Raw genomic sequence first — 13,616 nt, forward strand, 5'->3', positions numbered from 1 at the left:
GTTGCCCGGCGGCGCTTGCCACCGGGCAATGAGAGGAGGTTTACTCAGCTTTGGCGGTCAGTTCGGCGATGCGTACAATCACCTGCACCGCTTTCTCCATGCCTTCCAGCGTTACAAACTCATGTTTACCGTGGTAGTTATAGCCGCCGGTAAACAGGTTCGGACAGGGTAATCCCATAAACGAGAGCTGCGCCCCGTCAGTGCCGCCGCGAATCGGTTTCAGATCCGGCTCAATATCGCAGTCGCGCATGGCCTGTTGCGCCACGTCCAGAATGTGCGGAAACTCGACCACTTTCTCGTGCATATTGTAATAGCTGTCTTCAATCACCAGTTCGATATAGCACTCCGGGTGCAGACCTTTGCCGACTTTTTTGGCGATCTCCATCATCTTACGTTTACGCGCTTCGAAGTTTTTGCGGTCAAAATCGCGGATGATGTAGTGCATGTCGGCGCGATCGACCGAGCCTTTAATGCTGGTGAGATGATAAAACCCTTCGTAGCCCTCGGTCTGTTCCGGGCTCTCCTCTTCCGGCACCAGCGCGTGAATTTTGCTGGCGAGCGTCAAGGCGTTCACCATCACCCCTTTCGCCGTGCCGGGATGCACGTTGTTGCCAACAATTTTTATGTTCACCGACGCCGCGTTGAAGTTCTCAAACTCCAGCTCGCCCACGCCGCCGCCATCAACGGTATAGGCCCATTTCGCGCCGAATTTCTCCACGTCGAAATGCTTCGCCCCTTTGCCCACTTCTTCATCCGGCGTGAAGGCGACGCAAATGTCGCCATGCGGAATATTTTTCTTTTTCAGCACCGCCAGCGCGGTCATGATTTCGGCGACGCCGGCTTTATCGTCCGCGCCAAGCAGCGTTTTGCCGTCGGTGGTGATCAGCGTCTGACCCAGCATCTGGTGCAGCACCGGGAACATCACCGGCGAGAGGATCTCATCGCCAATGCCCAGCGCGATATCGCCGCCGCGATAATTTTCAACAATTTGCGGGTTAACATTTTTGCCGCTGTAATCTGGCGAGGTGTCGACATGAGAAATAAAACCAATGGCCGGAACCGGCGTTTGCACATTCGACGGCAGTTTCGCCATCACCGTGCCTTTGTCGCTTAATGTCACATTTTCCAGCCCCATCTCTTCCAGCTGGTTCTGAAGTAAACGCAGGAGCTTCCATTGGCCGTCTGTGCTTGGCACCTGGCGGACGCCGGGCTTAGATTGAGTATCCAGAGAAACGTACTGCAAAAAACGCTCTAATAATTTGTCCATGAAGCCCCCCTACAAAATGTCACAACATTATCAGTAAGCGCGAAAAGACAAATATTGCGTCAGGTCACTTTTACCCCGTAAACGGCAATATTTTCAAAATTGCGCGCGGCGTAGTCAGTATTGTTGAGAACATGCGGTGTTGCGCGGTCAAAAGAGAACAACAATTGGCGATTTCATGGGTTTGCCGTAGAATGCCAGCCCTAAAATCGTGCACAACCCTGAAGGTGGTTCATCACAAACCCCGCATCGGATATCACTTTTGATGCGCAAACACGGGACAGAGTAAATAATTGAACACACAATCGCGTTCGCGTTCACCGCTGGTGCAACTGGCCGGTATTCGCAAAAGCTTTGATGGCAAAAATGTCATTTCTGATTTTAATCTCACCATCAATAACGGCGAATTTCTGACGCTGCTTGGCCCTTCGGGCTGCGGTAAAACGACGGTTCTTCGCCTGATCGCCGGGCTGGAAAGCGTTGATGTCGGCCATATCCATCTTGATGCCCAGGATATCACCCACGTTCCGGCAGAACACCGCCATGTAAATACCGTCTTTCAAAGTTACGCCCTCTTCCCGCATATGACCGTGTTCGAAAACGTGGCATTTGGCCTGCGGATGCAAAAAACGCCGGCGCAAGAAATTCCCCCGCGCGTCACCGAAGCGCTGCGTATGGTGCAGCTTGACGAGTTCGCCCAGCGTAAACCGCATCAGCTCTCCGGCGGCCAGCAACAGCGTGTCGCCATTGCCCGCGCGGTAGTGAATAAACCGCGTTTACTGCTGCTGGATGAGTCCCTCTCCGCGCTCGACTATAAGCTGCGCAAGCAGATGCAGAACGAACTGAAAGCGTTGCAGCGCAAGCTCGGTATCACGTTTGTCTTTGTGACCCACGATCAGGAAGAAGCGCTGACCATGTCAGATCGCATCGTGGTGATGCGCGACGGGCGCATCGAGCAGGACGGCACGCCGCGCGAAATTTATGAAGAGCCGAAAAACCTGTTCGTCGCCAGCTTTATTGGTGAAATCAATATTTTCAGCGCCACGGTGATTGAGCGTCTGGACGACAGCCGCGTGCGGGCAAACGTCGAAGGTCGCGAGTGCAATATCCATGTCAATTTCGCGGTGGAAAAAGGCCAGCAGCTGAACGTGCTGCTGCGCCCGGAAGATCTGCGCGTCGAAGAGATCCATGATATTGCCGAAACCGAAGGGCTGATTGGCTACGTGCGCGAACGTAACTATAAAGGGATGACGCTGGAATCGATGGTCGAGCTGGAAAACGGCAAAATGGTGATGGTCAGCGAGTTCTTTAATGAAGACGACCCGGATTTTGACCATTCGCTGGACCAGAAAATGGCCATCAACTGGGTAGAGAGCTGGGAGGTCGTGCTGGCTGATGAAGAGTACAAGTAAATTCCAGAAGGGCGTGATCGCGACCATCGTCGGTTGGCTTGTACTGTTTGTTTTTCTGCCCAACCTGATGATCATCGCCACCAGCTTTTTGACCCGCGACGATGCTAACTTCGTCAAACTGGTCTTTACGCTGGATAACTACACCAGGCTGTTGGATCCGCTCTATTTCGACGTGCTGCTGCATTCGCTCAACATGGCGTTTATCGCCACGCTGATGTGTCTGGCGCTGGGCTATCCGTTTGCCTGGTTTCTGGCGAAACTGCCCGCAAAGGTGCGTCCGTTACTGCTGTTTTTGCTGATTGTCCCCTTCTGGACCAACTCACTGATCCGCATCTATGGGCTGAAAATTTTCCTCAGCACGAAAGGGTATCTTAACGAGTTCCTGCTATGGCTGGGCGTTATCGATACGCCGCTGCGCATTATGTTTACCCCCGGCGCGGTGATTATCGGGCTGGTCTACATTCTGCTGCCGTTTATGGTCATGCCGCTCTACTCCAGTATCGAAAAGCTCGATAAACCGCTGCTGGAAGCGGCAAAAGATCTCGGTGCCAGCAAGTTGCAAACCTTTATCCGCATCATTATTCCGCTGACGATGCCGGGGATTGTCGCCGGTTGTTTGCTGGTGATGCTGCCGGCCATGGGGCTGTTCTACGTCTCGGATTTGATGGGCGGCGCAAAAAATCTGCTGGTCGGCAACGTGATTAAGAGCCAGTTCCTGAACATCCGCGACTGGCCGTTTGGGTCGGCAACCAGCATCACACTGACCATCGTGATGGGGCTGATGCTGCTGGTTTACTGGCGCACCGCGCGATTGCTGAATAAGAAGGTGGAGCTCGAATGATCGGTCGACTGCTGCGCGGCGGTTTTATGACCGCGATTTACGCTTACCTTTATATCCCGATCATTATTTTGATCGTCAACTCTTTTAACAGCTCGCGCTTTGGCATCAACTGGCAGGGCTTCTCCACCCAGTGGTACAGCCTGTTGATGAATAACGACAGCCTGCTGCAGGCGGCGCAGCACTCGCTGACGATGGCGGTGCTGTCGGCAACGTTCTCGACGTTAATTGGCTCGCTGACTGCCGTGGCGCTTTACCGCTACCGTTTTCGCGGCAAACCGTTTGTCAGCGGCATGCTGTTTGTGGTGATGATGTCGCCGGATATCGTGATGGCAATTTCGCTGCTGGTGCTGTTTATGCTGCTCGGCGTGCAGCTGGGTTTCTGGTCGCTGCTGTTTTCGCATATCACCTTCTGCCTGCCGTTTGTGGTGGTCACGGTGTTCTCGCGGCTGAAAGGGTTTGATGTGCGGATGCTGGAAGCGGCCAAAGATCTGGGTGCCAGCGAGATGACCATCCTGCGCAAAATCATCCTGCCACTGGCAATGCCTGCTGTCGCCGCAGGCTGGCTGCTGAGCTTTACCCTGTCGATGGATGACGTCGTGGTTTCCTCTTTCGTCACCGGGCCGGGATATGAAATTCTGCCGTTGAAGATCTACTCAATGGTCAAAGTTGGCGTATCGCCGGAAGTGAACGCGCTGGCGACGATCCTGCTGGTGCTGTCGCTGGTACTGGTGATTGCCAGCCAGTTGATTGCGCGTGATACGACGAAAACAAAAAGCCTGCCTCGCCAGGCGTAATGGATGCAGCCAGTTCGGGCGGACAGCGCGCAGAAGCCGCAGTACGTGAGGCGTTCGGGCACTGTCCAGACCCGGAATGGCAAATAAAATAGCCTGCAAGACAGGCTCTAACTCAGGGGACGTTTGAATGAAAAAATGGTCACGCCACCTGCTCGCGGCGGGCGCACTTGCCCTCGGCATGAGCGCCGCACACGCTGACGACAACAAAACACTCTATTTCTATAACTGGACCGAGTATGTGCCGCCGGGCCTGCTGGAGCAGTTCACCAAAGAGACCGGCATCAAGGTTATCTATTCGACGTATGAATCGAATGAAACGATGTACGCCAAGCTCAAAACCTATAAAGAAGGCGCGTACGACCTGGTGGTGCCGTCGACCTACTTCGTGGACAAAATGCGCAAAGAGGGCATGATCCAGAAGATCGACAAAACGAAGCTGACTAACTTCCACAATCTCGATCCCGAGATGCTTAACAAGCCGTTCGACCCGAATAACGATTACTCCATTCCGTACATTTGGGGCGCGACGGCGATCGGCGTCAATACTGACGCCATCGATGCGAAAACCATCACCAGTTGGGCAGATCTGTGGAAACCGGAATACAAAAGCAGCCTGCTGTTAACTGATGATGCGCGCGAAGTGTTCCAGATGGCGCTGCGCAAACTCGGTTATTCCGGCAATACCACCGATGTGAAAGAGATTGAAGCGGCTTATAAAGAGCTGCAAAAACTGATGCCAAACGTGGCGGCGTTCAACTCCGATAACCCGGCGAACCCGTATATGGAAGGCGAAGTGAACCTCGGGATGGTGTGGAATGGCTCCGCCTGGGTTGCGCGCCAGGCGGGAACGCCGCTGGAGGTCGTGTGGCCGAAAGAAGGCGGTATTTTCTGGATGGACAGCTTATCGATTCCCGCAAACGCGAAAAACGTCGACGGTGCGCTGAAATTGATTAACTTCCTGCTGCGCCCGGAAATCGCCAAACAGGTGGCGGAAACCATCGGCTACCCGACGCCAAACCTGGCGGCGCGTAAGCTACTCAAACCTGAAGTGGCAAACGATAAATCCCTCTATCCGGATGCCGAAACCATCCAGAAAGGTGAATGGCAAAACGATGTCGGCAGCACCAGCGCCATTTATGAAGAGTACTACCAGAAGTTAAAAGCGGGCCGTTAACCGCTTTCGTCGACCGGGTCGCTCACCCGGTCGACACCGCCAGAAGCAACCCCGGTCTGGCATTTTCCGCCTGCAACGTCCAGCCGTGCGCCAGCGCAATTTCATGGCAAATCGCCAGCCCCAGCCCGGCTCCGCTATCGCGTCGATGCGCGCCGCGCCAGAAGCGTGAAAACAGCAAAGGCAATTCCTCTTCCGCCACGCCCGGCCCGACATCGCACACCGTGAACCCCTTTTCACTGACGGTTATATGCACTTCCGTACCGGGCGGCGCGTGCTGGATAGCGTTCTCGATCAGGTTCTTAAGCAGGGTGAATAACGCCCCGCGATCGGCGCGCCAGCACAGCGGATCGTCAGCCGTTGATAAGGTCAACGCAACCTGCGCATCTGAAGCGATACGCTGAAGAAACTGCACGCAATCGCGGGCAATCGCATGGGCATCAACCTGAGCAAACCGGTAGCTCAGCGGTTCGCTGGCCTCAGCCAGCAGTAATAACTGCTGAACCTGACGCGCCAGATGTTCGACCTGCAACAACAGCGGCCCGCGCGCGTCCTCTGTGGCCTCCATCATTTCTACTTCTGTTCGAATCAGCGTCAGCGGTGTTTTTAGCTCATGCGCCGCTTTCGCCAGAAAATCCTGCTGATTGCGATACCCCTTCTCAAGTCGCGCCAGCGCCTGGTTGAAGCTGTCAATCAGCGGGGAGATCTCTGTCGGTACGCCGCGTGTTTGCAGACGCGCATCGAGCGATCGCGGCGAGATAAGCGCCGCCTCCGTCGACACATTGCGCAGCGGCTTGAGGGAATATTTCAGCGTCACCCACGCACAAAGCCCGAAGACCACCAGCAGCACCAGGCTGAACAACTCGATACCAAAGCGGATAAACGGTAAGGCAAAACCGCGATGCAGAAAATCGATAATCCGCGAGCTGGCGGCCATCTGGATCCACCAGGTTTTGCCTGCAAGAACATACGGTTCGGTCGCACCATCGTAAATCATGCCGTTAAGCGTGAATTTAAACTCTCGTGATACTTGCGGTGCAAGCGTCGGCCAGTGCTGCGCGCCGGGTGACATCAGCACGACTTGCCCTTCATCATCCAGCACGCGATAAGCCACATCATCGGTGATGCTCTGGTAGATCCACAGTGGATACTGATCGCCGTTATTGAACCCGCTCGGCTGCCCGCGCACGTCAAACTGCAATTCCTGAGCCAGCCGGTGGGTGTAGTCAGAAAGATCCATCCCCGGTAAGCGCTCTTTCACCACCCTGCCAGACAGCACCAGCAACGCAATACTCAGCAGCGCCCCGGCGACAAACGCCAGCAGGATCTTCAGCGCAAGGCTATTCAGCCAACGTTTTTTCCCGGATGGCATAGCCTAATCCCCTGAGGTTAACAATCTGCAGGCGCGAACCAATCGCCGTTAACTTACGCCTTAACCGGTGCAGCGCGACGTCGAGCGCGTTCGGCGTCACCGCATCGCTTAAACCCCATCCAGCGGCTTCCATCCGGCTACGGCGCACTACGCCGCCCTGCTTTCCCACCAGCGCTAACATGATTTGCAGCTCAGCAGGTGCCAGCGCAATATGCTGTTCGCCACACTGCATAATGCTGGTTTCCGGCAACAGGGTTAGATCGCCCCATGCCGGTTGCAGCGGCTGGCTTTGCGCCGGACGGCGCAACAAAGCACGTACACGCGCCACCAGCTCCTCCATGGCAAACGGCTTGGCAAGATAGTCATCTGCACCGGCCTCCAGCCCTTCGACGCGATCGTGCAGCGCATCGCGGGCGGTGAGGATCAAACACGGGATCGCGACCTGCGCCTGGCGCAGGCGATGCAACAACTGGAGACCGTCGCCATCGGGCAAGCCGCGATCGAGCACCAACCCCTGGTAGGAGACCTGCGCTATCGCCGTCCAGGCCGCATCGCCGCGCCCGACAATATCCGCAGCGATCCCCGCCGCCGCCAGCCCTTTAGCAATCAGGCGCGCCAGATGGTCGTGATCTTCAATCAGTAATATTCGGCTCATCAGAAATAGTACAGATAACTCATAAAGATGCGGTTTTCGTTAGTCCTGTCCACCAGCGGGCTGTCCTTAATTTCTGACGCCAGCAGCGTCATTTCCACATCAACCATCAGCGAGTGATGTTCATTGAACGCGTACAGGCTGCGTACACCTATTTCGGTGTTAATCATCGCATCCGCACGGTACGCTGGCCGCCACGGACGTGCTTCGCTACGGCGCACGCCGTAATAATAATCGGCATAGCTGCTGTTATAACGGCTGGCGACCAGGCGCGGCGTCAGCGTAAATTGCTCGCTCAGATGCCAGCTTTTTTCTGCGCCCAGGCGTAAACGCTGCCCGCTGCTGTTGCCGGAAAGATCGTGCGTCCAGTCGGCAAACAGATCCACCACCGGGTTTTGCCACTCAATGCCCGCCCCGCCCCAGAATCCCCCTTTGCGCTTGTCCATCTCTTTCAGGATATCGGCATCATCGGACGAATAACCTGCCCCGTCGTAACGGGCTATTAGACCGATATTGAGCTGTTGGGTTTCACTAAGATGCAGCGCGGGCAATTTAACTTCAGCCGCCGTGCCTAAAAAACGGAAATAACGGTTTTCATAATGCAGAATCGGGATCGGGGTGTACTGACGGTCACTATCCTGGTAAGGCTTTTGCGTGCTAATCACGCCGACGCCAATTCCCCAAACCGGCGGTGTTTCTGCCTGGGCGGCAAAGACAACAGAGACGAGACTTGCTGCGACAACACAACGTGGCACAACACCCATGATGATGCTCCTGTTAGCGGTGGAAACGCTATCATCAGGGGGATTGTCTTACGGGGAACTTACCGGCGATTTTCACGATAGTCACGCTGGCGCGTGGCGAGCAGATCAGCAAAAAGCGCGCTAAACCACCATCCTCTTAGCAAAAAAGGATGGCGTTGATCGTTAAAGCCCTTTCAGCAGCTTTTCGACATATTCCGGCACGACCTGGCTTGCCAGTCCGTAATGTTTCTCTTCAAATTCGCTGCCGACCTGGCTCGGTTCGAGATTCAGCTCTACGGTGTGCGCGCCCTGCAGTTTCGCTTCATGCACAAACCCGGCAGCCGGATAAACATGCCCGGAGGTGCCAATCGCGATAAACACATCCGCCATTGCCAGCGCGCTGTAAATCTCGTCCATCCCCAGCGGCATTTCGCCAAACCACACCACATGCGGGCGCAGCGGCGCCGGGAACTGGCAGCAGTGGCATTTGTCATCGTGCGTGACATCGCCCTTCCACGCCAGCACCTGCCCGCTTTGCGAACAGCGAACTTTCAGCAGCTCACCATGCATATGGATAATGTTTTTATTGCCCGCGCGTTCGTGCAGATTGTCGATGTTTTGCGTGATCAGCAAAAAGCGATCGCCCAGTGCCTGCTCCAGCTTCGCCAGCGCCAGATGCGCGGCATTCGGCACAATCTCCGGCAGTTGCAGCTGCCTGCGCCGATCGTTATAGAAGGTTTGCACCAGTTGCGGGTTGCGGGCAAAACCTTCCGGTGTCGCCACGTCTTCAACATGATGCTCTTCCCACAGCCCGTCTGCCGCGCGGAAGGTTCGAATACCGGATTCAGCGGAAATGCCCGCTCCCGTCAGAACGACGACTCTTGGTTTTTCCATTACGCCTGGCACCATTGTGTCTCTGAAAAAAATTCGCTGACGTAAGCGCTCGCGCAAACGGCGCTTGTTACGGCGAAAACGGCTGAGACGATGTGAACGTCGCGATTGCATAGCATCCTCTCAGATTAGTCAGTGAGGTGAAGAAAGGCCGCGCCGCGCATCCCGCCCGCATCGCCGTGGCGCGCGCGTTCGATACGCGGTACATCGCCTGCCGGTAACAGATGCGGCGCAATACGCGCCGGCAGCAACCGGGTCAGCGCGTTGAAATTCGATAAACCGCCGCCAATCACCAGCAGATCCGGGTCGACGATAGTCAGAATATTGCCCAGACACACCGCCAGCAAATCCACGTAACGTTCCACGTGCGCCAGCGCCTTCGCCTCGCCCTGTTCCCAGCGCGTAATGATTTCCGGCGCTGACAAGGATTGATGATAGAAGTGTCGGTACAGCCACGCAAAACCGCGCCCGGAGAGATAGTTTTCGATACAACCGATTTTTCCGCAGCCGCAGCGAGTCAGCGGGAAATCAAAGCCCATCAGCCCCAGCGCATCCACCGGCAGGCGGATATGACCGAACTCACCGGTGATAAAGCGACGGCCAGAGATGGATTTGCCATTCACCACCAGCCCACCGCCAACGCCGGTGCCGAGGATTAACCCCATCACCAGCGGATACTGGCGGAATTCGTCATCCCAGGCTTCGGAGAGCGTAAAGCAGTTGGCGTCGTTGTCGATACGCACATTGCGCTCAAGCAACGCAGTAAGGTCGGCGCGCAACGGTCGACCGCTGGCGGCGGGAAGATTAGCGGCATACAGCGTGCCGTCGGCGGTTTCCGGCATGCCGGGAATACCGACGCCGACGCTGCCTTTGACACCGAAATGCGCATCTGCTTCGGCAACCAGATCGGCAATGGCGCGCAGAAACGTCTGATAGCTGTCGTGCGGGGTGGCGACGCGCTTTTCCCACTGTAAGCGCCGGTTGGCGTCAAAGACGCCCAACGCGATTTTACTGCCGCCGATATCAAATCCGTAATTCATTGCCACTCCTTCGTTGTGGCCCGTTCCACGCGGAATTACTGCCCGCTCAGCACTCGTGCAGGATCAATATTGCTCGCCCGGCGCGCCGGATACCAGCTTGCCAGCAGGCTTAGCGCCAGCGCCGTCACCAGCACATAAACGACATCCAGCGGGTGCAGCTCCGATGGCAGGAAATCGATAAAGTAGATATCTCCCGACAGGAACTGATGGCCGATCAACTTTTCAATCACGTTAATGATTGGCGTTAATTGCAACGACACAACAACGCCGATCACCACACCGCTGATGCTGCCAAGCAGGCCCGCCAGCAGACCGTACCAGACGAAAATGGCGCGGATAAGCCCATCTTTCGCCCCGAGCGTACGCAGCACGGCAATATCACCACTCTTGTCTTTTACCGCCATGACCAGCGTCGAGACAATGTTAAAACAGGCCACGCCAATCACTAAAACCATCGCCAGATACATTATGGCGCGGATCATCTGGATGTCGCGGTACATGTAGCCGTACTTACCGATCCAGCTTTTGATATAGACGTAGCTGTTGGTCACTTCCCCCGCGTCGCGCACCAGTTTATTGGCGTTAAACACATCATTCACTTTGATGTCGATGCCGGTGACGCTGCCGCCCATATCCAGATATTGCTGCGCATCCTGCATCGGGATCATCGCATAGCTGTGATCAAGCTGACCGCTCAGTTGCAGAATGCCCGTCACATGCAAACGCACGCGTTTGGGTTGCAGCAGTTTATGCGCGTCATCGGAGTTGGGGATCATGATAGAAACCCAGTCGCCCTGCTTCACTTTCAGCGCATCGGCCACGCCTTTACCCAGAATGATCTGCTGCTCACCGGCGCGGAAATTTTGCCAGGCGTCGCCCTGTACAAATTTCGGCAAGGCGCTGAGCTGCGTTTCCTGCGTTGGGTCAACGCCTTTCACCTGAATCGCGCGCAGGTTGGCACCACTTTCCACCAGCCCGGTAAAATTAATATAGGGCGCAGCGGCGGCAATGCCCGGCACTTTTTTCACTTTTTCCAGCGCTGTGTCCCAGTTCGTCCATGGCTGATTCACCGGCTCGATTTCACCGTGCGGCACCACCGCCAGAATGCGGTTGTTCAGTTCACGTTCGAAACCGTTCATCGCACTTAAACCGACAATCAGCACCGCCACACCCAGCGCGATACCAACGGTGGAGATCACCGAAATCAGCGACACCATGCCGCCACGACGGCGACCACGGCTAAAACGCAGCGCAATCAGTAAAGAGAGGGGTGAGGCCATTACTCGGCCCCCATCAGGGTGACTTCAGTGTTCAGGCGACCATCACGCATTTCCAGTTGGCGGTTCATGCGTTTCGCCAGGTGTAAATCATGTGTCACCACGAGGAAAGCCGTGCCCTGCATTTTATTCAGTTCGCCCAGCAGTTCGAAAATGCTGTCTGCATTACGCGCATCGAGGTTCCCGGTCGGTTCATCCGCCAGTACCAGGCGCGGATTGTTGACCAGCGCGCGGGCAATGGCCACACGCTGGCGTTCGCCGCCGGAAAGCTCGGAAGGACGATGGCTGGCGCGATGTTCAAGCCCAACCGCGCGCAACATTTCCAGAGCACGTTCATTAATTTCCGCCGGTTTCTTTTTGCCAATCAGCAGCGGCATTGCCACGTTTTCCAGCGCGGTGAAGTCCGGCAACAAATGGTGGAACTGGTAGATAAAGCCTAATTCCCGGTTACGCAGCTCCGCTTTGGCGGTCGAGGAGAGTTTGCTCATCGGCTGGTCACGGAAAATCACATCACCTGAGGTTGGCGTATCCAGCCCGCCCAACAGGTGCAACAGCGTACTTTTACCGGAGCCGGAGCTGCCGACAATCGCCATTAACTCCCCTTCCGCCATGCTAAAGCTGACATCATGCAGTACGTCGGTTTGCACACTGCCTTCCTGATAGCGTTTGCACAGGTTGTCGCATTGCAACAGGATCTTATTCATAACGTAAAGCCTCAGCGGGTTGAGTGGCGGCAGCGCGCCAGGAAGGATAAAGCGTAGAGAGCAGCGCGATGGCCATTGCCACCAGCGCAATACCAATCACCTGCAGCGGTTCAATCGCCACCGGCAGAGCTGCACCATCAAGGAAGGCACCAATAATCGGCATCAGATTATTTAACTGGCTGGCGAGCAGCGCGCCCAGCCCGGCACCCAGCAACGCGCCAATAATCCCGGCGCTGGCTCCTTGTACCATAAACACGGCCATGATTTGACGTGGGGTTAAGCCCTGGGTTTGTAAAATCGCTACCTCGCCCTGCTTTTCCATCACCATCAGACCAAGCGAGGTAATAATGTTGAATGCCGCAACGGCGATGATCAGGCTCAGCAGCAGCCCCATCATGTTTTTTTCCATCCGCACGGCCTGGAACAGCTCGCCTTTACGATCGCGCCAGTCCTGCCATTTGGTGCCTTCCGGCAATGTCTGCTGGCTGAGCACATCGACTTTCAGCGGCTCATTCAGCCATAAACGCCAGCCGGTGATATTCCCCGCCGGGTAGCGCATCAGGCGTGAAGCGTCATCAATATTGACCAGCATCTGGTATTCGTCGACTTCACTGTTCGCCGCAAATGTACCCACCACGGTGAACAGACGCTGGCTCGGCAAACGGCCCATCGGCGTAAACTGGCTGGCAGACGGCACCATCACGCGGATTTGATCGCCACGGTTCACGCCCAGTTGCCCGGCCAGTTGCTCACCGAGGATAATGTTGTATTTGCCCGCTTGCAGGTCGCTTTGTTTGACATTCACCAGATACGGCGTCAGCGGATCGGGTTGTGCTGGATCGATGCCCATCATCACGCCAACCGCCACACTGCGCGCGCTCTGAAGCACCACATCGCCGGTAGTGAGCGGCGCAATTCGCGTCACGCCCTGTAATTTGATTTGGCTTGCCGGGAGCTGCGCTGGATTCAGAGAGCCGTTTTGCGTGGTGAGAGTGGCCTGCGGCATCAGCCCCAGAATGTTATTTTGCAGTTCGCGCTCAAAGCCATTCATCACCGATAACACCGTTACCAGCGCCATAACACCGAGGGTGATGCCAATGGTTGACAGCCAGGAGACAAAGCGGCCGAAGCGGTCCGCTGCGCGCCCGCGCATATAGCGCAGGCCTATGAAAAGAGTGACAGGCTGGTACATGAAATCCGTCTGGTTGCTGATAGCAGAGTGAGGAGTATATAAGCGAAAGCACAGAGCGTAAATGAGTGAAACGGTAAGTATTCGTCAGACAGATAAGGAAAAATTCCGTGAAATCAAACCAATAAACAACCGTCAGCCAGTTTGCATTTCCGTTTGTTTGTACGGCTGTTGACCGTTAACTCCCCTCACCTTAATCCGAAAATGAACAAATACAGACACTTCCCCAATACATCCCTCTCCTGTCTGCCCAGGATCAACGACCA

13 protein-coding genes are annotated in these 13,616 nt (G+C 55.7%); 4 read left to right on the forward strand and 9 right to left on the reverse strand.

What is annotated here, in order from left to right:
• Nucleotides 1–40: 40 nt before the first annotated feature.
• Nucleotides 41–1,267, reverse strand: coding sequence for a peptidase T (gene pepT, locus M8Q36_RS20450; protein ID WP_249882166.1), 1,227 nt, complete (start codon nt 1,265–1,267; stop codon nt 41–43).
• A 290-nt stretch (nt 1,268–1,557) separates the two neighbouring features.
• Between pepT and potA the strand changes: the two genes are divergently transcribed.
• From potA to potD, 4 genes are all read left to right on the forward strand, one after another.
• Complete coding sequence (gene potA, locus M8Q36_RS20455) at nt 1,558–2,676, forward strand: spermidine/putrescine ABC transporter ATP-binding protein PotA (protein ID WP_249882167.1); 1,119 nt, start codon at nt 1,558–1,560, stop codon at nt 2,674–2,676.
• Complete coding sequence (gene potB / locus M8Q36_RS20460) at nt 2,660–3,517, forward strand: spermidine/putrescine ABC transporter permease PotB (RefSeq protein ID WP_249882168.1); 858 nt, start codon at nt 2,660–2,662, stop codon at nt 3,515–3,517. The genes potA and potB overlap by 17 nt, the downstream gene beginning before the upstream one ends.
• Nucleotides 3,514–4,311, forward strand: coding sequence for a spermidine/putrescine ABC transporter permease PotC (gene potC / locus M8Q36_RS20465; protein ID WP_249882169.1), 798 nt, complete (start codon nt 3,514–3,516; stop codon nt 4,309–4,311). The genes potB and potC overlap by 4 nt, the downstream gene beginning before the upstream one ends.
• A 127-nt stretch (nt 4,312–4,438) precedes the next feature.
• The gene (gene potD / locus M8Q36_RS20470) at nt 4,439–5,485 is read left to right on the forward strand and encodes a spermidine/putrescine ABC transporter substrate-binding protein PotD (RefSeq protein WP_097407903.1); all 1,047 of its coding nucleotides are present in this window, start codon (nt 4,439–4,441) and stop codon (nt 5,483–5,485) included.
• A gap of 22 nt (nt 5,486–5,507) precedes the next feature.
• On the opposite strand, the gene M8Q36_RS20475 is transcribed toward potD, so the two are convergent.
• The 8 genes from M8Q36_RS20475 to lolC all read right to left on the reverse strand — a co-directional run bounded on the left by M8Q36_RS20475 (nt 5,508) and on the right by lolC (nt 13,353).
• A complete protein-coding gene (locus M8Q36_RS20475) occupies nt 5,508–6,854 on the reverse strand; it encodes an ATP-binding protein (protein WP_249882170.1) in 1,347 nt (448 codons plus the stop codon).
• On the reverse strand, nt 6,823–7,509 hold the full coding sequence (locus M8Q36_RS20480) for a response regulator transcription factor (protein ID WP_249882171.1): 687 nt from the start codon (nt 7,507–7,509) through the stop codon (nt 6,823–6,825). Before M8Q36_RS20480 ends, M8Q36_RS20475 begins: the two co-directional genes overlap by 32 nt.
• The gene (locus M8Q36_RS20485; protein WP_249882172.1) at nt 7,509–8,270 is read right to left on the reverse strand and encodes a MipA/OmpV family protein; all 762 of its coding nucleotides are present in this window, start codon (nt 8,268–8,270) and stop codon (nt 7,509–7,511) included. Before M8Q36_RS20485 ends, M8Q36_RS20480 begins: the two co-directional genes overlap by 1 nt.
• Nucleotides 8,271–8,432: 162 nt before the next feature.
• Nucleotides 8,433–9,254: a Sir2 family NAD+-dependent deacetylase gene (gene cobB / locus M8Q36_RS20490; RefSeq protein WP_249882173.1), complete on the reverse strand. Its 822-nt coding sequence runs from the start codon at nt 9,252–9,254 to the stop codon at nt 8,433–8,435.
• A 14-nt stretch (nt 9,255–9,268) separates the two neighbouring features.
• Nucleotides 9,269–10,180, reverse strand: a complete 912-nt coding sequence (gene nagK, locus M8Q36_RS20495; RefSeq protein WP_249882174.1) for an N-acetylglucosamine kinase — start codon at nt 10,178–10,180, stop codon at nt 9,269–9,271.
• Nucleotides 10,181–10,215: 35 nt separating this feature from the next.
• The gene (gene lolE, locus M8Q36_RS20500) at nt 10,216–11,460 is read right to left on the reverse strand and encodes a lipoprotein-releasing ABC transporter permease subunit LolE (RefSeq protein ID WP_249882175.1); all 1,245 of its coding nucleotides are present in this window, start codon (nt 11,458–11,460) and stop codon (nt 10,216–10,218) included.
• Nucleotides 11,460–12,161: a lipoprotein-releasing ABC transporter ATP-binding protein LolD gene (lolD, locus tag M8Q36_RS20505; protein ID WP_200552877.1), complete on the reverse strand. Its 702-nt coding sequence runs from the start codon at nt 12,159–12,161 to the stop codon at nt 11,460–11,462. Before lolD ends, lolE begins: the two co-directional genes overlap by 1 nt.
• Nucleotides 12,154–13,353: a lipoprotein-releasing ABC transporter permease subunit LolC gene (gene lolC, locus M8Q36_RS20510; protein ID WP_249882176.1), complete on the reverse strand. Its 1,200-nt coding sequence runs from the start codon at nt 13,351–13,353 to the stop codon at nt 12,154–12,156. The genes lolD and lolC overlap by 8 nt, the downstream gene beginning before the upstream one ends.
• Between the last annotated feature and the right edge of the window lie 263 nt (nt 13,354–13,616).

Origin of the sequence: Kosakonia sp. R1.Fl (assembly GCF_023516815.1) — a bacterium.
GTDB lineage: Bacteria > Pseudomonadota > Gammaproteobacteria > Enterobacterales > Enterobacteriaceae > Kosakonia.